General features: G+C 60.9%; 13 protein-coding genes, 1 tRNA gene and 2 pseudogenes. 8 read left to right on the top strand and 8 right to left on the bottom strand.

The genetic code is table 11. From position 1 onward, the window contains the following. Positions 1-10: 10 nt before the first annotated feature. Both sctV and C4J94_RS03555 read right to left on the bottom strand, forming a co-directional pair. A complete protein-coding gene (gene sctV, locus C4J94_RS03560) occupies positions 11-2104 on the bottom strand; it encodes a type III secretion system export apparatus subunit SctV (protein WP_124385006.1) in 2094 nt (697 codons plus the stop codon). Further along, positions 2101-3165, bottom strand: coding sequence for an HrpJ domain-containing protein (locus C4J94_RS03555; RefSeq protein WP_124385005.1), 1065 nt, complete (start codon positions 3163-3165; stop codon positions 2101-2103). Before C4J94_RS03555 ends, sctV begins: the two co-directional genes overlap by 4 nt. A 262-nt stretch (positions 3166-3427) precedes the next feature. On the opposite strand from C4J94_RS03555, the gene C4J94_RS03550 reads away from it, so the two are divergent. Together C4J94_RS03550 and C4J94_RS03545 are read left to right on the top strand one after the other, a co-directional pair. Next, positions 3428-3979 carry an RNA polymerase sigma factor gene (locus C4J94_RS03550; protein ID WP_124385004.1) on the top strand — a complete coding sequence of 184 codons (552 nt, stop codon included), beginning with the start codon at positions 3428-3430 and terminating at the stop codon, positions 3977-3979. A gap of 213 nt (positions 3980-4192) precedes the next feature. After that, positions 4193-4269: transfer RNA gene (locus tag C4J94_RS03545), tRNA-Met, on the top strand. Between the two features lie 57 nt (positions 4270-4326). Here C4J94_RS03545 and C4J94_RS03540 read toward each other — a convergent pair. Next, positions 4327-8643, bottom strand: coding sequence for an AvrE-family type 3 secretion system effector (locus tag C4J94_RS03540; protein ID WP_124385003.1), 4317 nt, complete (start codon positions 8641-8643; stop codon positions 4327-4329). 197 nt (positions 8644-8840) lie between these two features. Between C4J94_RS03540 and ggt the strand changes: the two genes are divergently transcribed. Beyond that, positions 8841-10652: a gamma-glutamyltransferase gene (gene ggt / locus C4J94_RS03535; protein WP_372240854.1), complete on the top strand. Its 1812-nt coding sequence runs from the start codon at positions 8841-8843 to the stop codon at positions 10650-10652. Between the two features lie 50 nt (positions 10653-10702). On the opposite strand, the gene ddlA is transcribed toward ggt, so the two are convergent. Then, positions 10703-11797 (bottom strand): D-alanine--D-alanine ligase, encoded by a 1095-nt coding sequence (gene ddlA / locus C4J94_RS03530; RefSeq protein ID WP_124385001.1) that lies wholly within the window; start codon positions 11795-11797, stop codon positions 10703-10705. Positions 11798-11941: 144 nt separating this feature from the next. Here ddlA and C4J94_RS03525 point away from each other — a divergent pair, with 144 nt between their 5' ends. Further along, positions 11942-12751 (top strand): AraC family transcriptional regulator, encoded by an 810-nt coding sequence (locus C4J94_RS03525; protein WP_124385000.1) that lies wholly within the window; start codon positions 11942-11944, stop codon positions 12749-12751. A gap of 529 nt (positions 12752-13280) precedes the next feature. On the opposite strand, the gene C4J94_RS03520 is transcribed toward C4J94_RS03525, so the two are convergent. From C4J94_RS03520 to C4J94_RS28055, 3 genes and pseudogenes are all read right to left on the bottom strand, one after another. After that, positions 13281-13856 (bottom strand): flavin reductase family protein, encoded by a 576-nt coding sequence (locus C4J94_RS03520; RefSeq protein ID WP_124384999.1) that lies wholly within the window; start codon positions 13854-13856, stop codon positions 13281-13283. Positions 13857-13916: 60 nt separating this feature from the next. Beyond that, a pseudogene (locus tag C4J94_RS28060) lies at positions 13917-14348 on the bottom strand (methyl-accepting chemotaxis protein); the annotation flags it as partial. A 108-nt stretch (positions 14349-14456) separates the two neighbouring features. Further along, positions 14457-15143, bottom strand: a pseudogene (locus C4J94_RS28055) (PAS domain-containing protein); the annotation flags it as partial. A gap of 344 nt (positions 15144-15487) precedes the next feature. Between C4J94_RS28055 and C4J94_RS03510 the strand changes: the two are divergent. Continuing rightward, positions 15488-16858 carry a gluconate:H+ symporter gene (locus C4J94_RS03510; protein ID WP_124384997.1) on the top strand — a complete coding sequence of 457 codons (1371 nt, stop codon included), beginning with the start codon at positions 15488-15490 and terminating at the stop codon, positions 16856-16858. Positions 16859-16861: 3 nt separating this feature from the next. Here C4J94_RS03510 and C4J94_RS03505 read toward each other — a convergent pair whose 3' ends face one another. After that, the gene (locus C4J94_RS03505; protein WP_124384996.1) at positions 16862-18151 is read right to left on the bottom strand and encodes an MFS transporter; all 1290 of its coding nucleotides are present in this window, start codon (positions 18149-18151) and stop codon (positions 16862-16864) included. 185 nt (positions 18152-18336) lie between these two features. On the opposite strand from C4J94_RS03505, the gene C4J94_RS03500 reads away from it, so the two are divergent. From C4J94_RS03500 to acpA, 3 genes are all read left to right on the top strand, one after another. After that, positions 18337-19755 carry a short-chain fatty acid transporter gene (locus tag C4J94_RS03500; protein ID WP_124384995.1) on the top strand — a complete coding sequence of 473 codons (1419 nt, stop codon included), beginning with the start codon at positions 18337-18339 and terminating at the stop codon, positions 19753-19755. Between the two features lie 222 nt (positions 19756-19977). Beyond that, the gene (locus C4J94_RS03495; protein WP_124384994.1) at positions 19978-20298 is read left to right on the top strand and encodes a hypothetical protein; all 321 of its coding nucleotides are present in this window, start codon (positions 19978-19980) and stop codon (positions 20296-20298) included. Positions 20299-20395: 97 nt separating this feature from the next. After that, positions 20396-22096, top strand: a complete 1701-nt coding sequence (acpA, locus tag C4J94_RS03490) for an acid phosphatase (RefSeq protein WP_124384993.1) — start codon at positions 20396-20398, stop codon at positions 22094-22096. Positions 22097-22208 lie beyond the last annotated feature (112 nt).

The raw sequence follows: 22208 nt of genomic DNA, 5'->3' as shown, positions 1-22208 counted from the left end.
AATAAGGCGCTCATGCCGCCGCCCCACGCATCGGCGCGTCCTGCCCCAGGTCGAAACGGCCCAACACCTTGACCTTGGAACTACTCCCCAGCTCAGCGAAAGACATCACCGGCACGTGGTTGAACTCATCCAGCAAAAGGGCGCGCAGCGGGCTGCGCAGATCCTGAGCCACCAACAGCACGCTCTTGGTTTTCGGCCGTAGCACAAAGGCCTGGTTGAGCAGCCCGACCAACGCCGCACTGCTATCGTTATCGAGGGCGAAAAACACTCCGCTCTGGGTCTGGCGCAACGCTTCGCGCAGGGTGTTTTCGGTCTGGGGCGACAGTAACCAGGCGTGCAGGCCATCAGCCTCGCTGTACTGGTGATAGATCTGGGACTTGAGGGCAATGCGTGCGTAATCGGCCAGGGCGTCCGGTTCGCGCTCATGCTGGCCGTACTCGATCAATGACTCGACGATCAAGCGCACGGCGCGCAATGGCACGCCCTCACCCGCCAGGCGCTGCAGCACCGACGAAAAGCGCGAAAGCGGCATGATGCGCTGCAGTTCCTGCACCAGCTCCGGCTGGTTGTGTTCAAGCCAACTGAGGATCGACTTGCTTTCCTGAATACCGAGAAACCGCGGCCCGCTCAGCAACATCGCCCGCTTCATGCGTTCGATGATCAGGCTCTGGGCAGTGAAATGTTCAACCTCGGGGTCACCAAGCAACGGATCATCCGGGTCGAGCCACCACCAGTGCGCTTCGTCCCGCTCAGGCAGCCCTCTCTCCCCTCTGTCCGGGGGCTGCGCCAAGCCGGCGTACTCGACCGCCACCCGGTCGCTGAGGGTTGCTGTCACCACCGGTACTTCATGCACGCAAAAGCGCATCTCATCGACAGCCAGCGACTCACTGAACTCAGCTTCGAACGGCGGCAGCGTCAAACCGATATTGGCGACCAGCGCATTTCGGGCCTGACGAATCTTATGCACGATGTCGATGACTTCAGGCGTGTTGTACAACTTGGGGTTGAACTGCAGCAGATACGGCCGAGACGGGTCGAAGCCACGCAGGTCTTCATTACCGTTCTGTTCTGGAGGGACCGCTTTCTCGTCCGGCGCCGCCGGTGAGTCCTCACGCTGACGCTGGCGCATGAGGTAGTAGCCCAGGGCACCGGTCATCAGCGAAATCAGAATGAACACCAGCGTCGGCATGCCCGGAAGCGTGGCAAAGGCCAGCATGCCCACCGACGCGATCATCCAGCTCTTGGGTTCGCTGGTCATCTGCCGGGCAATTTCGGCGCCCATGTTGCTGATGCCCTTGCGCCCGTCCGGCGCCACTCGGGTAATGATCATGCCGGCCGTCAGGGAGATCAGCAGCGCGGGAATCTGCGCGATCAGGCCGTCGCCGATGGTCAGTACCGAATACAGCGCCATCGACTCACCCGCGCTCATCCCGTGCTGGAACATACCGGTCGAGAAGCCCCCCAGCAGGTTGATGACCACGATGATCAAACCGGCAATGGCATCGCCCTTGACGAACTTCATGGCGCCGTCCATGGCCCCGAACAGCTGGCTTTCGCGCGACAGCTGTTCACGCTTGTCCCGAGCCTGCACACCATCGATCAACCCGGCGCGCAGGTCACTGTCGATCGACATCTGCTTGCCCGGCATCGCATCCAGGCTGAAGCGGGCAGCCACTTCGGCGACCCGCTCCGAGCCTTTGGTGATCACCAGGAAGTTGACGATGGTCAGAATCATGAAGATCACCAGCCCCACCGCCAGGTTGCCGCCGACCACGAAATTGCCGAACGCTTCCACAATGTCGCCCGCGTCCTGCTCCAGCAGGATCAAGCGCGTGGTGGCAATCGACAGGGCCAGGCGAAACATGGTGGTCAACAGCAGGATCGATGGAAACCACGAGAACGCCAACGGCCCCGGCAAATACAGCGCCAGCACGATCAACAAGCAGGAAATACAGATGTTCAACGCGATCAGGATGTCCACCAGCCAAGTGGGCAGCGGCACAATGAAAATAAACACGATGGCCATGACCACCACCGCGCCGAGCACTTCGGCACGCCGCGCTACCTTGAGCAGCACGCCATTGATCGATGACAGCAATGTCACCCGTACGTCCTCGTCTCGCCGGGCAACGTCTGATGGCCGCGCTCTTCGCGTGCCCACTCGACCATCACGTCCTTGAATGCTTTCACGGCAGACGCCTGGGATTGCGCATCAAGCCACCACGCCTTAGGCAGACTTTTTACTTCTGCGGCCAACTCATTGAGCGACCGCAGGCGAGCGGCAAGCAGCGTCCCCCCGAACTCACTGGCCAGGCTTTGCACCTCGGCCGCATCGATACCGGTGCTGGCATACCCCAGAAAACGCTGCAACAAATCCACCGCGTCCAGATCGACATTCAGACGCCGGATCAACGCATCACAGTTGCCCAGCACCGAGCGCAGTTCACGACATTGCGCCAGCCCCTTGAGCAGCAGGCGCAATTTTTCCGTGGGCACCGACTGCGTGTGCGCCGCGATATCACCGTTCAGCGCCTGGGTCATCAGGTCGACGCCTTTGGGAAAATCCGTCAGTCCGTACATCTTCAACAGCGTTTGCAGCATCAACGCCAAGGATTGGCGAACGACCACCGAGGCGTAATACAGCGCACGCACGTCCTGACGTTCCTGCGGGTCAGCGCTGGCCTCCTTCAACGCCAAAGCGATATTCAGACCTGCCTGGATGTGCCCGCCGAAATCCTGCTTCAGCGCTCTCAAGGCCCCGCGCGCCAGGCCCTCTTCTACCGTGAGCCCACTGGTTTGCGCTTCGTTTGCGATGAATTGAAGCACCACGAAGGCACGCGCCGGGTCACTGCCGGCGAGGCTTACCAGTTTTTCGACAGTGGGCTTGCGCAGCAGCTCGAAGCGAAGCCGACGAACAACGGTTTCCAGAGTGGCTTGGCCGGGGTGACCCAGTTGTTCATATAGCTGCGCGAGTTCTGCGACAGGCGACACTTTAACGCCAATCGCGCGCCGGCCCAGGGCCTGGGCGTTGAGCGCCACTTCTTCGTTGAAAATCTGCGCAATATCATCCAGGCCCAGCGACCGGGTAGGCGCTTCGACGGAATTCACACTGGGTTTGTCCGCAGGTTGGACCTGCTGCACGTCATTGAAGGATTCGACTTTCATGGGCCGGCCAGAATGGGAAGTTTGTGTCCCTATGTGGCAAGCCGCTGCGCTCCAGTTCCATCAAAACATTTCGCCACGAGGCTATGAAAATACCCGCACATCTAGATCGAGCTTTTTGCAAATTACGGCACAAAAAAGCCCATAAACAAAATATATAGTCATGCAAATCAAGGAGTTGTTTGCTTTCCGCGTTTGGCACAGCCAGTGCAAAAGGGGTCCCTATCGAAACCATTTCGATCGAGCCTTCCCGGAGGAAAACAACATGAAAATACCCATTGGTGATCTAGCTCACCTCGTCGGCAGTTCGCCTCAGTTCATGGTCCAACTGACGGACGACCAGCAAAAGAAACTGCGACGCTTTATCCACAAACGCGTGCTCAACCCCGAAGATGCGGACGACCTTCTGCAACTGACTTACCTGGAAGCATGGCGCAACCGAGAGCGTTTCAGCGGTCAGGCCACCCTCAGTACGTGGATGTGCGGGATTGCTCAGAACTTGATCCGCAACCACTTCAGGCGCATGTATGCCAAACCTGTACATTGCGAGTTCGATGAATCGTTGTGGCATGGCCAGGAGGAACACAACAGTCTGGACTGGGAATTTGAAGTCAACCGACGCCTGGAAAAAACCCTGAGCGCCATCGATCATCTGCCGATTGAAATGCGCAAAACGCTGTACGCTTCGCTCGAGACCGACGGCAGCTATCAGGACACTGCCGATGCGTTGGACATCCCGATCGGCACGGTACGCTCACGCTTGTCACGGGCGCGCGAACAGCTTAAACGCGTGACACACAACCCGTTGCTGCCGTAAGTCCCGCTACAGCAACACCGTTGGGCGAAAGGGATATCTGCCCAACGCGATTGGCTGTTTACATGCGCGGCGGCAAGAGACCCACAGCATGAAAGGCACCCTGCCACTCGTCGCCATAGAGCGTGTTTTTCGTTAAACAGTTGAAAGCGTAGAAAAAAACTTAACAAAACCTCTTGACGCATTCCCGTTCTACGCGAATAATGCGCGCCACTTGGCTACATAGCTCAGTTGGTTAGAGCATAGCATTCATAATGCTGGGGTCCGGGGTTCAAGTCCCTGTGTAGCCACCAAGTACTAAAAACGGCTTACCGAAAGGTAGGCCGTTTTTTTATGCCCGCTGTTTACCTTCAGGCCATGGACACCGGCGTCCTTATGCGCAGGTCCCCCAGGTCAATCGTCAGGTCATGGCGAGGCAGGCTGCTCAGCGTATCGTTCAAGTTCATCCGCAGCGGTTTATCCGCATTCACCCCGTACTCAAAGTCGACGTTGACCTGTTTTTGCGTATGGCTGAGGGCGGCGCTGCTGGAAAAACTCAGATTAGTCATGGCCGGCACCGACATGCCATGGGACTGGCTCGCGGTGTAGCTCATGCTCAGGCTTTTGACGCGCAGGTTGTTCGGATCTACCAGGGCCTGCCTGATCAACGACTCGGTGTTTTCACCCGCCAACAGGCTGCGCTCGATCGTACGCAAAACCTCTGGCTTGAGTTCCATGCCAAGCTTCACCGAGGTACCCTCACCCCGCTGCAGTTGACCGATCACCTGGGCAAACTGCGGGTCATCCTGGAGCCACTGCTCGATGGCGGCCTTGTTGGCCGGCGCGACGTCGTCCAGCCAGTCATGCCGACCATTGTCGCGCAAGCCCACGCGCGTGACGGACGACTCGACCGACGCCAACTGGCGCAGCCCCTTGCCCATCAAGTCCTGCTGGGTCATCAACTTGTCCAGCGCCTGAGTGATCGCGTGATAAGCGTCCGGCTTTGTTGCCAATGGCGGATGAGTGGAAAAAAACTGCTGCAACTTGGCCAGCTGTTCTTTTGGGGAGCCCTGCGCGCCCAACGGACCAATGGCGGCCAAGTCCCGTTTGAACTGGGGTGAATACAGTGACAGGCTGCTGTGAATGTCATCGATCTGAGTCTGAGTCACTGGCTGCGGTGGCTTGAAAGAAAAACTGAAGGCCTGTGATTGCCCACGATCAAACTTCATCATGACCGAGACTTCCGGCAAAGCAAAAACTGCAGTCGCGGGTCCGTCTCCCCCGGCCCTGCCCGCCAACGCCAGCGCATTGATCGGCGCGAAGTTGGCCCCCACACCACCCTGCCTCAGCCACTGCGTGCCGCTTGTTTCGCCATGGCTGATGTCCGCCGCGGAGCGCGTGATGGATTGGCTTTTATCCGTATGCGCAAGGTTGAGGTTACCTGCCACGCCGATACCGGCGCGCAATACTGAGTCCAGCTCGGTAATGTTCTCCTGCGGGTTATACATTAAACGCAGTTGCGCGAGCAGATCCAGGTTAACGTCAGCACTGAGTTTGGAGCTTTCGCCAGTCGCGTGTTTTTCTCCCAGCGCCAGCAAGTCGTGGAATCTCCCAGACTGCCCCATCAGTATCGACATCATCTTGCCGAAGTCCGATTCCTTCACGTCAAAACTGATGTTCAATCCAGTGTTCTTCGCAACGGCAGCCGTCAGCTCACCGGCAAGTCTCACACCAGGGCCTACTGCGCCTTCCCCTCGCCCCAGCGTCACACCCGTGGCCAGGGAACCGGCCAGGCGCCGCATATCGTCGCTGCTGATCTCAACCCTGGCACCTTTATCGGTACGACTGATACTCACGCCATGGGTATGAGACTTGGACGCCCCCAGAAAAAACTCGACAGACGCCATGGGTTTTATGCCGGTCATCATCAGCCCCAGGCTTTTGCCCTGGGTTCGGCTGGGATTGAGGGTTTGCCCAGTTTCCATCTGCTGCACTTGCTGTGTCATTGCCTGCGTAATGGATGCATCGGCGGGTAGTCCCAACAGTCCCGAAAGGTGCCAATGCAAGGCAGACCCCGGTGTGCCGAGGTCCTTGGCCAATAGCTTGAAATTGTCATACAAGGATTCCGCCTGCCTGTAACTGACGACGTTCTGGCTGGACAGTTTATGGATAGGGCTCTCGTCGAAGCCTTTCATCACAGCGTCCAATGACGCTTCGATTCTTTTCAACGCGCTGGCGCCATGGCCGGAAACGCTGTCGAGTTCCTTGACAAGATCAGTCAGTTGTTTGAGCGCACTGGCATGGTGAATCAGGTCACCCTCGACGATTGCCGAAGGGTGGTCGAGATTGCGCTTACTTTCAGGTTTCCACTTGGGCAGGGTCAAACCCTGACCTTCGAAGTTGGCCAGCAGCCCTGCGGTTGAATGCTCCGATGAAGGCGCAACCCGTTTGAACGCCTCGTACAGTTGGTGCAGCGTCGACTCAGGGTTCGCCAGCGTTCGGCTCAGCGTGGGCTGTGGGTCAAATGCCAGCCCATGTACGGCCCCTAACAGGCGGGCACTCGATTGGCTGCTTTCTGTTACCCGCGTCAACGCCTCGGTGATCTGCCCGGCCAATGCCTGTCGCGGCCCGGGCTCACTCAGGGCTGCAAGGCGCGCATTCAGGTCAGCGGCAACCGGCTTGCTCTTGGAGAGAAGTTTGAGCTGCTCGTGCAGTTGCTTATCGTCAGCGTAAACCTTCTCCAGCCCCCGGCGACCGTTAACGTAATGTTGAAGGGATTTGCCTTTCTCACTGAGGGCTTGCAAAGGATGGAAATGCGCATTGATCCCCTGGAAAAAATTGCGTTTGAGCGGCACGCCTTCACGGGTTTGCCCCATCACATTGCTACTGACCGTCAGCGCGCCCCCTGCCACAGGCGTGCGCATCTGAGTGGCCGCTAACGTATCGGCCAATGAGGGAACCTGTACCGCTGCTGCCAGCGGCCCCCACTCCATTGCGCCCAGGGCCGCCTTATCGAGTCGATGGAACTGCTTGTTCCAGCCGCCAATCAAGTGCTTGTCAGCCCCTATCCGCAAGGACTCCAGCGATTGGCCTTGCGGCAATTCAACCTGGGTCCAGCGTGGCGCGGCACCGTCGCGGCCCTGCCAGGCGTGGTAATCGGCCTTGAACAGTTCGCCTGCCTGGGTGTGTGCATAAAGATTTGCTTCATGATCCAGCGCCAGTGTCTTTATCGCGAGCGCAGGTGAAAGGTGTAATGAGCTGACCTTGCCGTCCACGCACGCTTGCAACTGATGGTCCTTGTCGACGGTTACAAAATTGCGGCCGTCGGCGATGGCGAAGCCGGTGACAGGGCGCTGTGCAGAGCCCGCCAGTACCTCGTCAAGCGACACCTGGGGACGCGGTTTGGGGAGTGCGCTCAACTCATGGCTGGCCCCCTCAAAGACCGGGTCACGCACCTTCTGGATGGTCACCGCTTTGAGTTGCCCTTCCTGCAGCACATAGGCACGTCCGTCCAACCCGCGCTCCAGGTGCGCGACGCCTTGCTGCGCGCAGTTGTCCCAACGTTGCGCCGCCGCATCCCAGCTCAACAATACGCCTGAATCCAACGCCACCCTGCCCCGGGGCCCCAGATCGACCGCCGTCGCCAGCGCCTGCTGGCTGGGTAACGGCAGGCCTTTCTCGATCCCCTTGACCAGCACATCGCTCAGGTTCCACTCCGGGCGCAGTCCGCTTGCGTGACCCAGGGGCACGCTGTGCAGTTGCTGCCGGGCATCGCGGACCTGGGTATTGAGCTGCCCGGCGTCATCATGGAAGAACCCCTCGGCACGCACGGCGCCCTTGAGCACCTGCTCCAGTGGTTCGAGTGACTGCGCAGCCATCGGCAACACGCCATCCCGAGCCTGCCGCACATCCGCGCGTAGCAGTTCACCATTGGCCGTGGCGCCATACAGCGTGCTGCCAGCCAAGCCGACTCGGGCGAGTTGTACAGGCGCGCCGGTCTCATCAACCGGGCGAACATCCGCCGCGCCGGCTCCCTGAATCTGCACAACTGTGGTGCCTTGAATCTGACTCAACACGACCGAGGTGCGCCCGTCTGCACTACTGTCCAGCGCTCCCTGAGGGGTCTTCAACAGTTGCCCCTCACCGGTCAGCCCAATACGGCTGTAGGCCCGGTTGTCAGCGTCGGGCAACCAGGACAGGATGAGGGGCTCGAAGCGATACAGGCGCCCTTCGTCCAGACGAAACTGCTTGCCGTCGACCGTCGTCTGTACACCGCTGACGCTTGCCAAATGCCCTCGGCCGGGGTTGTCCAACAAGGATACGCAACCGTTGCCGCCGGCAGTATCGGGCAGGCTGCTTTTGAATATCGCCGCGACAGCGGGTGTGGGCTGAATATGAAACAGGTACTGTCGCTCGTCCCTGAACCGCAACGTGCCTGCGGCTGAGGCACCATCGGCGACATAGTGTTTGTTTGGTGCGTTGAGATGACCGGCGATATCACGTCCCAGCCTGGTCATGTCAGGTTCCAACAGGCCATCCTTGAGGCGCATATCAAACAGCATTGAAGCTGGGTTCAACGATTGATAACGCGGTTGCTGCTGGGCAGGCACCGTGGCCTTGCCGGGACGTAAGCAGTGGTCGATAACGTTACGCTGCGCCTGGGTCACACCCTCTAGTGTTCTGTGCATAACTGGCTCCAGAAATAAACTAATACCAGTCAAGGTGTGAAGGTTTAGGTTGCTTTGGTTCCAGCGTCACGAAATAAAACCAAGCCCCGGCGGGTCCGCCCAGAAAAACACAGTCACCCGGACCATCTGCTCCTCTGCTGCGCTAAAGTCTCCGACAGGAAGACCAGATCATTCTCAAAATGAACGGAGTTCAGCACGTGCTTTTTATTTCCCGCCGTCAACTGACAATAGTTGCCACCACCCTCGCCCTGGCCGGCTGCCACACTGCAATCAATGAACAACCGCCCGCACCGGAGCTGGGCTCGGGCTATCGCACCGACCTCACTCCCCGCCACGCCGAGCGGCATATGGCTGCCGCCGCCAACCCATTGGCCGCCGAAGCCGGGCGCGAGATGTTGCGCCAGGGCGGCTCGGCAATTGATGCGGCCATAGCCATGCAAGCGGTGCTGACCTTGGTGGAACCGCAATCCTCCGGCATCGGCGGTGGTGCATTCATCATGCTGTGGGACGGCAAAAAAGTGCATGCCTATGATGGTCGTGAAACCGCACCGGCCGGGGCGACCGAGCGCTTATTCCTGAACGCCGACGGTACGCCAATGGCATTCACCGATGCGCAGATCGGCGGGCGCTCGGTGGGCACGCCGGGAGTGTTGCGGGCACTGAAAATGGCGCACAGCAAGACCGGCCACCTGCAATGGGCCAAGCTGTTCGAACCGGCGATTCGTTTGTCTGAACAGGGCTTCGCGATTTCCCCGCGCTTGCACAGCTTGATCGCGGCAGACCGCTTTATCGCGCAATCGCCAGACATGGCAGCTTACTTTCTGAATGCCGACGGGTCGCCGAAAGCCACCGGCACGCTGCTGAAAAACCCGGCGCTGGCCAAGGTGTTCAAACGTATCGCCAAGGAGGGGCCGGACGCGCTGTATCAAGGCCCGATTGCCGATGAGATCGCACGCAAGGTGCAGGGCCATCGCAATGCCGGCAGCCTGACTCAGGCCGACCTCAAGGGCTACGTCGCCAAGGAACGCACACCGTTGTGTACCGACTACAAACAATGGAAGGTCTGCGGCATGCCGCCGCCATCGTCGGGTGGCATCGCTGTGGCGCAGATCCTGGGGACGTTGCAGGCGTTGGAAACCCGCGACCCACGCCTGGCCATCGCGCCGATGACGCCAACCCAAAGCACCTCCCCCGCCGGGCTTGAACCAGCGCCTGAAGCCGTGCACCTGATCGCCGAGGCCGGGCGCCTGGCCTTCGCTGACCGCGCGCTCTATGTGGCCGATACGGACTTTACGCCGGTGCCGGTGGCCGGCCTCGTCGCCCCCGATTACCTGACCCATCGCGCCGCACTGATCGGTGAGCGCAGCATGGGCGTAGCCAAGCCAGGCCAGCCGGCGGGCATCCAGGTCGCCTACGCGCCAGACCGTTCGCCGCTGCGCATCTCCACCTCGCAAGTGGTGGCCGTGGATGACCAGGGCGGCGCCGTATCGATGACCACCACGGTGGAAGCTGCGTTCGGTTCCCACTTGATGGTCCAGGGCTTTTTGCTGAATAACCAGATGACCGATTTCTCGTTCATCGCCGAAGAAAACGGCCAGCCAGTCGCCAACCGCGTGCAGCCCGGCAAGCGTCCGCGCTCTGCCATGGCACCGACGCTGGTGTTCGACCGTCAGAGCGGTGAATTGCTGGCCACGGTGGGTTCGCCGGGTGGCTCGCAGATCATCGAATACGTGAGCAAGTCACTGGTGGCCATGCTCGACTGGAAACTCGACCCGCAAGCGGCCATCAACCTGCCCAACTTCGGCAGCCGCAACGGCGCGACTGAACTGGAAGCCGGATTGTTCAGCCCTGGCGTGAAGCAGGTACTGAAGAGCAAGGGCCATGAGCTGAGCGAAATAGAGATGACCAGCGGCGTCCAGGCGATTGTTCGCACACGTGATGGGCAGGGCAAGGTGTCGCTGAGCGGCGGTGCCGACCCGCGCCGCGAAGGCGAAGCACTGGGCGATTGATTCACCCTGTGTGGCGGGGGAACGTGCTCCCTCGCCACTGTGGACGCGGCTCAGCGGTTGATCTTCAAGCCCTTGCGCGCGGCATGCCGTTCCAGCGCCAGCTCGATCAAGCGGCTGACCAGTTCGCTATAGCTCATGCCGGCCGCCTGCCACAACTTGGGGTACATGCTGATGCGGGTGAAACCGGGCAGCGAGTTGATTTCGTTGATCAGCACTTGGCCGTCGTCGGTGAGGAACACATCGACCCGCGCCAACCCCGCGCATCCCAACACCTCGAAGGCTTCAATCGCCAGGCTGCGAATCCTCTCGCTGGCTTCATGGCTGATATCCGCCGGCACCACCACCTGGGCCGCATGGGCATCGATGTATTTGCTGTCATAGGAGTAGAAGCCGCTGCTGACCACAATCTCGCCGCAGCCACTGGCGATAGGGTTCTCGTTGCCCAGTACGGCGCATTCGATCTCGCGGCCCTGGACGGCGGACTCCACCAGCACTTTTTCATCGAAACCCAAGGCCAGTTCGACCGCCGCGTGGTACTCGGCTTCGCTGCCGACTTTGCTCACACCCACTGACGAGCCCTGGTTGGCGGGTTTGACGAACATCGGCAAACCGAGCTTGCCTGCGGCCGCCTCAAAAGACGTGCGCGCCGCATTGCCGCGGGTCAGCGTGATGAACGGGGTGACGGCAATGCCGGCGTCGCGCAGCAGGCGTTTGCTGATGTCCTTGTCCATGCACACCGCAGAGCCAAGCACGTCGGAGCCGACGAAGGGCAGGTCTGCCATGCGCAGCAGGCCTTGCAGGCAACCGTCCTCGCCAAGGGTGCCGTGAACGATCGGGAAGATCACGTCGATGTGTTCCAGCAAGCCCCTCCCAGACGTCTCAACCACTTGCTGGCTGGCCTTGCCGGGCACCACCGCCAGTTCACGGTTGGACTGGTTGAGGGCAATCAGGGCCGGGTTTTCCTGGTTGATCAGGAAGTTCGAGGTGTCATTGAGGTGCCAGTGACCGGTCTTGTCGATACCGATCAGAACCGGCTCGTAGCGCGAGCGGTCGAGGGCGTCGACGATGTTGCGCGCCGATTGCAACGACACTTCGTGCTCGGCCGAACGGCCGCCAAAAATGATCCCTACCCGCACCTTGCTCATGACCCGGCCTCACTGTTGAAAGTAAGGCTTATTACCACGGGCTGCCGCTGGTTTGCCAGCCTCTGCACAATCGTACAAGACCCCGGCAGACAACGAATACAGACTGGGTTAACGTGTTTCCATCTCCTTATGTGACAAGTCACCATGGGCAACCCTACCCACACCCTCGACTGGCTGCACCGCGCCCCGCACGCCAGCGGCCTGGACCGTATCGAGGCGTATTTTGCCGGCTTTGCGTTCGACCCCCATCGCCATGACACCTACGCCATTGGTCGCACGTTATTCGGTGTGCAGAGTTTTCACTATCGCGGCGGCATGACCCATAGCTTGCCCGGCACCACCATGGTCATCCATCCCGATGAAGTTCATGACGGTCGCGCAGGCAGTGCCGAAGGCTTCAAGTACCGGATGATCTATGTGCAGCCGGCGCTGATCCAGCAGATCCTCGGCGGCAAGCCGTTGCCCTTCATACCCGGCGGTGTGTCCACCGACCCACGGCTGCATCGCGCCAGCGAAGTGTTGCTGCAAAGCCTGGATTGCCCGATCGACCCGATGCAGGAGCAGGACGCGATGTTCGACCTGGCCCAGGCGCTGAGCAATGCGAGCGGCGCAATCGCTAAACGTAAATCCTTCGACTACATCGCCGCCGAGCGTGCCCGGGAATTTATCCACAGCGCCCTGGGCCGCAGCATCACTCTGGATGAAATGGCCGACCACGCAGGGCGCGACCGCTGGGCGTTGTCGCGGGATTTCCGCTTGCTGTTCGGCACCAGCCCTTACCGCTACCTGACCATGCGTCGGTTGGATTTGGTGCGCCACTTGTTGGCCCAAGGTCAGCCATTGGTGGACGCGGCGATGACCGCAGGCTTCACCGACCAAAGCCACATGACCCGGCAATTTCGCAGCACCTACGGCATGCCGCCGTCGCGTTGGGTGAAGATGCTCGGGCGCTGATCCAGACTTGGAATGCATTCAAATGTGGGAGCAAGCCCCCTCCCACCTTTTAGATAAGGTGGCGTTGCTGGCATTTGGTCATGGTTTGTAAAGGGCCAGCAAGCCGTGTCCCTTTAAATTGCAGGACGTTTCCGAGACAATCTCCGCCGCCTTGTGCCTGTTGGAATCGATGGCTAGTCTTCGATCCGTCACTGCCTTTTCAGTGATCGGGTTTTTAGTCGCCCAGACTCTAATCAGGCGCATGGTCCTCCATGAGGTTTTATGGTGGCTGTGCGCAGGGCACCCTCGGGTGCGCCGGATTTTCCTGATTAGCCGGTCGACTAACCTGCGTACAGCCGCCACCCTTCGTTTAGTCGCGACTCGAACCTGAAGACACCACAAAACCCATGTGGGAGCTGGCTCGCCTGCGATGCAGACACCTCGGTACATCAGGTACACCGAGGTGATGCTATCGCAGGCAAGCCAGCTGCCACAGTTGATCTTCGCTGCTTTGAGCATTGCGCTCGCTTGACTGGGCCTGCCCCCTTGGTCAGAGCTGGTGCCCGACAACCGGTTGGCCGATGGCCAGGAAATTCCCACCCGCCACGTGGTGCAACGTGCGCAGTTCATCATGCCCTTCAAAATGCCAACGGCCCTCGCTGAATACCCGTTCATCAGCATAGGCCGCAACCACTTCGCCCAGGAACAGATCATAGGTCTGCTGATTATGCGGCTCAGGCAGCAGGCGGCACTCCAACCAGGCCACGCAACCTTCCAGCATCGGCGCCTCGGTGTGTTCACCGCTGAAGCTGTGCAGGCCGTAGGCCGCGAATTTGTCGGTTTCAACGCCGCTGGTGTTGCCGACCGTTTGCACCAGGTCGGCCTGCGCAACACAGGGCACCTGGAGCACGAAGGTGCCGGCCCCTTCGAGCAGTTGTCGAGTCAAGGTGGCCTTGTCCAGAACGACCGCGACTTTGGGCGGATCAAAATCCAGCGGCATGGCCCAGGCAGCGGCCATGACATTGCGCTGGCCGTTGTGGGCTGCGCTCACCAACACGGTCGGTCCGTGGTTGAGCAAACGGTAAGCCTTGGACAGTGGTACGGGGCGACGGAACGTAGGGCTCATGGTCGATCAGCTCTGTAAGCGATAAAAGACCTACGATACCTCAAGCACAAGCCCGACAGGTCAGCTCGACAGCTGATTGGCAAACTGCCCGACCGCGCTCACCACCTTCTGCGCACCGTCTTGAATCTCGACAATCACGGTACCCGCCTCGGCCGCAAGGGCCAGGCCCTGCTCGGCTTGCGCACGTCCGTCGGCCATCAAGGCCACCGCGTCGCGGGCCATGTCCTGGTTCTGACGCACAACGCCGACGATTTCCTCGGTGGCTTTGCTGGTGCGTGACGCCAGTTGCCGCACCTCATCGGCCACCACCGCGAAGCCACGTCCCTGCTCACCGGCGCGCGCCGCTTCGATGGCCGCGTTGAGCGCCAGCAGGTTGGTCTGTTCAGCGATACCGCTGATGGTCTTGACGATGCTGCCGATCACCTGGGACTGAGCGTTCAACGCCTCGATCCCTTCACCGGCCTGCTGCATGTGCTGGGCCAGGTCGCGCATCACGTCCACCGCCTGGGTCACTACAGTGGTGCCGCGCTGGGCGCTGTCATCGGTTTGCAGGGAGGTGCTGTAGGCAATATTGGCGGCCTCGGCCACCGCCTGCTCGCGGTTGACCTGGTCAGTGATCACCGTGGCGAACTTGACCACTTTGTACAGCCGCTCATTGGCGTCCGCCACTGGGTTATAGGTGGCTTCCAACCACACCGCACGGCCATGACTGTCCACGCGCTTGAAGCGCGCCGCGACGAACTCGCCCGCGTTCAGGCGCTTCCAGAATTGCTGGTACTCAGGGCTGTTGTATTCCTGCGGCTCGCAGAACATACGGTGATGCTTACCCTGGATCTGCGCCAGGCTGTAGCCCATGGCACCGAGGAAGCGATCATTGGCGGTGAGCACCTGGCCGTCCAGGTCGAACTCGATCAATGCAGTGGAGCGCATCAACGCGGTGATGAGGTTTTGATGCTCACGCGAGCTTTCGATGGTGCGCGTGAGGTCGCTGGAATAGATCGCAAAATGCTTGATGCGCCCGTCCGAACTGCGCACTGGCTGTGAGATCGAGCGTAGCCACGCCTCTTTGCCATTGCCGCGCATCAGGCGTACGGCGCCAGCGAAATGTTCGCCGCGCGCCAGTGCATGCTTGAAGCGCAACTGAAATTCGTCCTGGCGAACGTGGGCCGGCACCAGGTCTTCGATCGGCCGCCCCACAATCTCGCCCAGCGAGTAAGCCAGTTCTTGCAGGAAATTGGCATTCGCCCACTCCACCCGCCCATCGGCGTCCAGCGTCAGGCACAGCATTTCGCTTTCCAGGCTCTCTTTGACCTGGAGCAAGCTCGACAATTCTTCGCGAAGAGCCGACAGCTCCTGCTTCAGGCGGGTATTGAACATGGGGCACCAATAGGCAAGTGGGGAGGGTGTCTTTCCTGCATCGGCGCTGCGGGCTTTTTCTGAAGAGGGGCTGCAGGCAGTGGCCGAACTATATTTTTAAATCCTTCAGCCTTCATTCAAATCCCCTCCGCGCTTGGATCGCGAGTTGCACCAAAACGACCCATTACGCTTGGGTCGTTGCGGTATCAGGTATGCTTTTCAGGCTGAAACAAAAAGAAACATATTAGCCAACCTGTTCGATAAGGAGTCCTGTTTTGGAGTTATCGACCGCCGCGTGGATGGTCCACGACACCCGCTTGATGTTCTGCGTACTGCTGGCGATTGCCAGCATCATCGTGCTGATCAGCGCGACCAAATTGCCGCCGTTCCTGTCCATTCTGATCGGTACGTTCATCGCCGGGGTCGGTGCCGGGTTACCACCGGAAGAAGTGGCCAAGGCGTTCAGCAAAGGCGCCGGGGCGATCCTCGGCGAAGCCGGGATCATCATTGCCCTGGGAGCAATGCTCGGTGCGCTGATGGCCGAATCCGGCGCTGCCGACCGTATCGCCACGACCTTGCTCGGGCTGGGCAAGGGCAAGTCCTTGCCCTGGGTGATGGCGCTGGTCGCCATGGTGATCGGCCTGCCGTTGTTCTTCGAAGTCGGCCTGGTGATGATGGTGCCGATCATCTTCGTGATGGCCAAGCGCTCGAACCAGCCACTGCTGAAAATCGCCATCCCCGCACTGGCGGGCATGACCACCCTGCACGCGCTGATGCCACCGCATCCCGGGCCGCTGATCGCGGTGGGCGCGCTGCACGCCGACCTGGGCCTGACCATGCTGCTGGGATTGTGCCTGGCGGTACCGGCGGTGATCCTGGCCGGCCCCCTCTACGGCAACTGGCTGTCCAAACGCCTGCACGTGGATGAACCGGCCGAGATCGGCGCGCTGTTCAGCGCACCGCCCAAGGCGCCGCGCCAGCCGAGCTTTGGCGTGTCACTGCTGATCATCCTGTTGCCGGTGATTCTGATGCTCGGCAGCACGCTTGCCAAAGTCGCGTTGCCTGCAGAAAGCACGGTCGGCCTGACCTTGAAATTCCTCGGCGAACCGCTGATCGCCCTCGGCCTGGCGGTGATCGCCGCAGTGATCTGCCTGGGCTGGGCTGCCGGCATGCCGCGCGCCGACGTCGGCAACACCCTGCGCAAAGCCCTTGCGCCCATCGCCGTGTTGCTGCTGACCATCGGCGCGGGTGGCGGCCTCAAGCAAACGCTGCTTGACGCCGGCGTGAGCCAGACCATCAGCAAGGTCGCGGAAGGCGCACACATGCCGTACCTGTTGCTGGCCTGGTTGATCGCCGTGGCGTTGCGCCAGGCCACCGGCTCGGCCACCGTCGCCACGACCACCACGGCGGGCATCCTCGCGCCGATGATGGCCGGGCTCGCGGCGACCCAGAGTTCACTGGTGGCGCTGGCGATTGGCGCCGGCTCGGTGTTCTTCTGCCACGTCAATGACGCCGGATTCTGGATGGTGCGTGAGTACTTTGGCTTGCAGCTCAAGCAGACGATCTGGGTGTGGTCGGTGTTGCAGACCATCGTCTCGGTGGTCGGGCTGGTGGGTACACTGCTGCTCTGGCATTTTCTGACCTGAGCCTCAGCCAGCCAGGGTGTGGCGCTTGCCGAACAGCGCCGCACTCCCGGCCCCCACCGCCCCCATCACCACGCAATAGCCCACGCAAATCCACGGACTCGTGGGCATCAGCGCAATCAGCATCAGCGGCGTGGTACTCGCCCAGAGTGCATAGGCAATGTTGTAGGTGAAGGAAATTCCCGACACGCGCACCTGCGCCGGAAACAGCCCAACCATCACTGACGGCACCGCGCCCACCACACCGCAACTCAAGCCTGCCACGGCATACGCCGCGCCCAGCCAGATGCCGCCGCTGATCAGGCTGGCGTACAGGATAAATACCCCCACCGGCAGCAGCAGGCTGTAGACCAGTACCGCGCGCCAGGCACCAATACGGTCCACCAGCAGGCCCGCCAATACGCAGCCGATGTTGAGGAACACAATCCCCAACGCGCTCAGGGCGAAGGTGTGGCTGGGGCTCATGCCGAAGGTTTTCTGCATCATGGTCGGGGTGATGACGACGAGCACCACCACCGCCGAGGTGAGCACACAGGTGAGGATCATCGCCGGCAGCAACACGGCGCGGTGGTCGCGCAATATGGTGCGCAGCGGCAGTTCGGCGGCAGCCTGGCGGCGGGCCTGCATTTCGAGGAACACCGGAGTTTCGCTGAGCCAGCGACGCAGCCATACGCCGATCACGCCGAATACGCCGCCAAGCAGGAAGGGCAGGCGCCAGGCGTAGTCGAGAATTTCGGCCGGGGTAAACACCTGTGCAAGCAACGTAGCCGTGAGTGCGCCCAGCAAGTAGCCGAACGTCAGGCCCGCTTGCAGGAACCCCAAGGCATAGCCGCGATGACTGCGCGGGGCGTGTTCGGCGACGAAGGTCCAGGCACTGGGCACTTCACCGCCTACCGCAGCGCCTTGCAGCACGCGCAGCGCCAGCAGGATCAGCGGTGCGAAATAGCCGATTTGCGCGTAGGTCGGCATGATCCCGATCAGCAGGCAGGGCAAGGCCATCATCAGGATGCTCAGGCTGAACACACGCTTGCGTCCCAGGTGGTCGGCAAAGTGCGCCATCAGGATGCCGCCCAGCGGGCGCGCCAGGTACCCGGTGACGAAGATGCCGAAGCTTTGCAGCAGCCGCAGCCACTCGGGCATTTCCGGGGGGAAGAACAGTTGGCTGAGGGTCAGCGCGAAGAACACGAAGATAATGAAATCGTAGATTTCCAAGGCGCCACCGAGGGCGGCCAGGCCCAGGGTTTTGTAGTCGGAGCGGGAAAAGCGCTGCGCCTGTGAAGAAAAGGTGGCAGTCATGTACAAGCTCGGCAGACAGACAAAATGGCGTGCAGGTTATGAGTTGAACCGGATCCTGGCAATCGCGGCGGATATATTTGTTTTACTCATTGATCGATGAAGATAACTACATTCACAAATCAATGAGCGTAGAGGAACATGCCGGAAAACTGCCGAACCCATAATAAATACAAGAGGAAAGACTCGTGGCCGATGCTATCGAAGAAAGCCGCTATGCCCGGTTCGCCCTGCGTTGCTCCAACTTTGCCGAGCGCTGGTTTCCGGACTCCTGGGTGTTCGCCGCCCTCGCCGTGATCATCGTCGCGGTGGCTACCCTGGGCATGGGCGCCGCGCCCACCGAAGCCGCCAAAGCGTTTGGTGACGGGTTCTGGAGCCTGATCCCGTTCACCATGCAGATGGCGTTTGTGGTGATCGGTGGCTATGTGGTCGCCAGTTCGCCGCCTGCAGTGAAACTGATTGACCGCCTGGCGCGCATCCCCCGCAACGGTCGCTCGGCGGTGGCCTGGGTTGCGCTGATTTCCATGGTGGCGTCGCTGCTCAACTGGGGCCTGTCCCTGGTGTTCGGCGGCTTGCTGGTGCGCGCACTGGCCCGGCGCACGGACCTGCGCATGGACTACCGTGCCGCTGGCGCCGCTGCCTATCTGGGCCTGGGCGCGGTGTGGGCGCTGGGGCTGTCGTCATCGGCCGCGCAGTTGCAGGCCAACCCGGCCAGCTTGCCGCCGTCGATCCTGGCGATCACCGGGATGATCCCGTTTACCGAAACCATCTTTTTGTGGCAATCCGGCGTGATGCTGCTGGCGCTGATCATCGTGTCGCTGATTATCGCCTACGCCACCGCACCGGGCCCGAACAGTGCGCGGGACGCCAAGGCCTGCGGCGTCGACCCGGCGTTCAACCTGCCCAAGCTGCAGGCGCCAACCCGCCCAGGCGAATGGCTGGAGCACAGCCCGCTGCTGACGATCCTGCTGGCGTTGCTGGCGGCCGGCTGGTTGTTCCACGAGTTCTCGACCAAACCGGCAATCAGCGCCATCTCCGGGCTCAACACCTATAACTTTCTGTTCATCATGGTCGGCGCGCTGCTGCACTGGCGCCCGCGCAGCTTCCTTGATGCGGTGGCCCGCGCCGTGCCGACCACCACCGGCGTGCTGATCCAGTTCCCGCTGTACGGCTCGATTGCAGCGCTGATGACCGTGGTCAAAGGCGGCGACGGGCAGACCCTGGCGCACCATATCTCGCTGTTCTTCACCTCCATCGCGTCCCACGACACCTACGCCCTGCTGATGGGCGTGTACTCGGCGGTGCTGGGCTTCTTCATCCCTTCCGGCGGCGGCAAGTGGATCATCGAAGCGCCCTACGTGATGCAAGTGGCCAACGACCTGCAATATCACCTGGGCTGGGCGGTGCAGATCTACAACGCGGCCGAAGCGCTGCCGAACTTGATCAACCCGTTCTATATGTTGCCGTTGCTCGGGGTGTTGGGCTTGAAGGCGCGGGACTTGATCGGCTTTTCGTTCGTGCAGTTGCTGGTACACACGCCGCTGGTGTTGTTTTTGCTGTGGGCGTTGGGGACGACGTTGAAATATTTGCCGCCTGTCATGCCGTAACGCGGTCCCTGCTGAGGCGGGCTTGCTACATAGTTCGTGCGATCGGTTCATGGATCGGCGACTGGCAACCCGTCTCTCCTGCATTGATGCGCCCGGCGGCATCTCCGATGACCTGCATAGGGCTTTTCCCACCCGACGCAGTGGCACCTCCTGACTCCTGCAGCCAGCGTCTTTGATTAACCTGATTCGGATGATCCCTCACCCAACACCAAGGAAAATCCGATGACTCCACTGTCCAAATCACTGGAAGAGTTGCTCAGCGAAATCTACAAGGATGGCAACGTGTCGTTCGTTGAATACAAGGCCCTTCGCGATAACGCCGATGACCGTATGGCCGCGGTGATCAAGGAGTTCGGCCGGCATAACAACGTAACGGCTTTCCAGAAAGCGATGGACGTGGCCATGCAGTTGCTGCAGACCAGCGTCATCGATGCGAAGAAAGCCAAGCTGACTGACACAGGCGAGGCCATCGTCAAGGATGCGTTGACGGCCCAGGTCGAGTATTTGCGCGCCGGCGGCCAACTGGCACTGCGCTTGTTGTGAGCTTGATAGCTCGCACAGCACTGTCTTCGTTCCGTCATATTCCATTGCTACCGTCCTGCGAAATATCTTGCAACATCTCGCCAAGGATTCCCCTGCAATGACTGACGCGCCCGAAGACCGCCCGACTCCCGATTCCAACGCCCAATCGCCGGTAGACACCAGCCGCCGACGCTTCCTGGGCGGCGCGGCAGTGCTGGGGGTAGGTGCGAGCTTGAGTGCCTGCGGCAATACCAGCCAGGCACCGGGTAAACCGGTGCCGCGACCGCTCACGCCCCAGGAACTGGACAAGGCACTGCGCGACAATGTGAAGACCGTGGTGGTGATCTACGCCGAGAACCGCAGCTTCAACAATTTGTTCGCCCATTTTCCGGGACTGGAGAACCCGCTCTCGGCGCTGTCCGCCAGCGACTACCAGCAGCGCGACCGTGATGGCAGCGTGCTGAGCGCCCTCCCCCCGACCTGGGGCGGCGTATTGCAGGTGGGCCCGCAAAGCGTGGATGGCGTGACCTACCCGAGCGCGGTGCAGTTTCAGGAAAACCTGCCCAACGCACCGTTCGCCCTCAAAGGCCCGAATGCCGAAGACTTGCCGCTGAGCCTGGTGACCCGTGACTTGTGGCATGTGTTCTACCAGAACCAGATGCAGATCAACGGCGGCAAGAATGATGGTTTCGTCGCCTGGGGCGATTCCGGTGGACTGGTGATGGGCCATTACGCCCAGAGCCGCTACTCCCTGCGCCTGTGGGACGTGGCCAAGGAGTTCGTGCTGTGCGATAACTTTTTCCAGGGTGCGTTTGGTGGCTCGTTTCTCAACCATCAATATTTGATCAGCGCCACCGCGCCGACCTACCCCAATGCCGCGCAGTCGGTGGCCAAGGCGCAGATCGCCACGCTGCAAAGCGACGACCCCACCGACACCCGCCTCAAGCCCTTGGACACTTCACCGGCCAGTGCCATGGCCGGCCCGCCGCAGTTCGGCCCCAGTGCCTTGACGCCAGACGGTTACGCCGTCAACACGCTGGCTCCGCCTTACTGGCCGACTTGGATCCGCGACCCGCAAAACCCGGACTTTTCCAAACCGGACTTGCCCAATGTGCTGGTACCGCAAACCCACGAACACATTGGCGACAAACTCTCGAAAATGAACATCGACTGGGCCTGGTACGCCGGCGCATGGCAAGCCACCCTGGATCAATTCAAGGACTCGGGCGGCATCCCCAAGATTCCGAATTTCCAGTATCACCATCAGCCGTTCAACTACTTCAAGCAACAAGGCCCCGAAAACCGTGCCGAGCGGGACAAGCGCCTGCGCGACGGCGGGCTGGGCGATGAATCGAGCACCAATAGGTTCTTCGCCGACGCCGAAGCGGGCAAGCTGCCTGCCGTGAGTTTCTACAAGCCCCAGGGCAACCTGAACATGCATGCCGGCTATGCCGATGTGGCCTCGGGCGACCGCCACATCGTCCGCGCCCTGAAGGTGCTGCAGGAAAGCCCGCAGTGGAACAACATGGTGGTGGTCGTGACCGTCGATGAAAACGGCGGATGGTGGGACCACGTAGCCCCGCCCAAGGGCGACCGCTGGGGCCCGGGCACGCGTGTTCCGGCCTTGGTGGTGTCGCCGTTCGCGCGCAAAGGCACGGTCGACCATACCGTCTACGACACCGCGTCGATCCTGCGCCTGATCACCCGCGTGTTTCAATTGGAAACCCTGGACGGCCTCAAGCAAAGAGATGACGCGATGATCGCCCGCGGCCAGAAACCCATGGGTGATTTGAGTAACGCCTTGCAGTTCAGCGTGTAGGTTTACTTATCCATTCGCGACACGCCCGGCGATTTAGCACGCGGTTTTCCTGGTCAGCCGCTACTGTGTGAAGGTGGGCTTTCATCCCGCGCAGACGGGCTTTCGCTGACAA

Source organism: Pseudomonas sp. R5-89-07, from assembly GCF_003851685.1.
GTDB lineage: Bacteria > Pseudomonadota > Gammaproteobacteria > Pseudomonadales > Pseudomonadaceae > Aquipseudomonas.
This window is presented reverse-complemented; position numbering and strand designations above follow the sequence as displayed.

What these genes read in the sequence shown, in the direction of transcription:
- C4J94_RS03555 (WP_124385005.1), bottom strand. Translation starts at nt 3,165, where the DNA reads ATGAAAGTCGAATCCTTCAATGACGTGCAGCAGGTCCAACCTGCGGAC.
- C4J94_RS03550 (WP_124385004.1), top strand. Translation starts at nt 3,428, where the DNA reads ATGAAAATACCCATTGGTGATCTAGCTCACCTCGTCGGCAGTTCGCCT.
- C4J94_RS03540 (WP_124385003.1), bottom strand. Translation starts at nt 8,643, where the DNA reads ATGCACAGAACACTAGAGGGTGTGACCCAGGCGCAGCGTAACGTTATC.
- ddlA (WP_124385001.1), bottom strand. Translation starts at nt 11,797, where the DNA reads ATGAGCAAGGTGCGGGTAGGGATCATTTTTGGCGGCCGTTCGGCCGAG.
- C4J94_RS03525 (WP_124385000.1), top strand. Translation starts at nt 11,942, where the DNA reads ATGGGCAACCCTACCCACACCCTCGACTGGCTGCACCGCGCCCCGCAC.
- C4J94_RS03520 (WP_124384999.1), bottom strand. Translation starts at nt 13,856, where the DNA reads ATGAGCCCTACGTTCCGTCGCCCCGTACCACTGTCCAAGGCTTACCGT.
- C4J94_RS03505 (WP_124384996.1), bottom strand. Translation starts at nt 18,151, where the DNA reads ATGACTGCCACCTTTTCTTCACAGGCGCAGCGCTTTTCCCGCTCCGAC.
- C4J94_RS03495 (WP_124384994.1), top strand. Translation starts at nt 19,978, where the DNA reads ATGACTCCACTGTCCAAATCACTGGAAGAGTTGCTCAGCGAAATCTAC.
- acpA (WP_124384993.1), top strand. Translation starts at nt 20,396, where the DNA reads ATGACTGACGCGCCCGAAGACCGCCCGACTCCCGATTCCAACGCCCAA.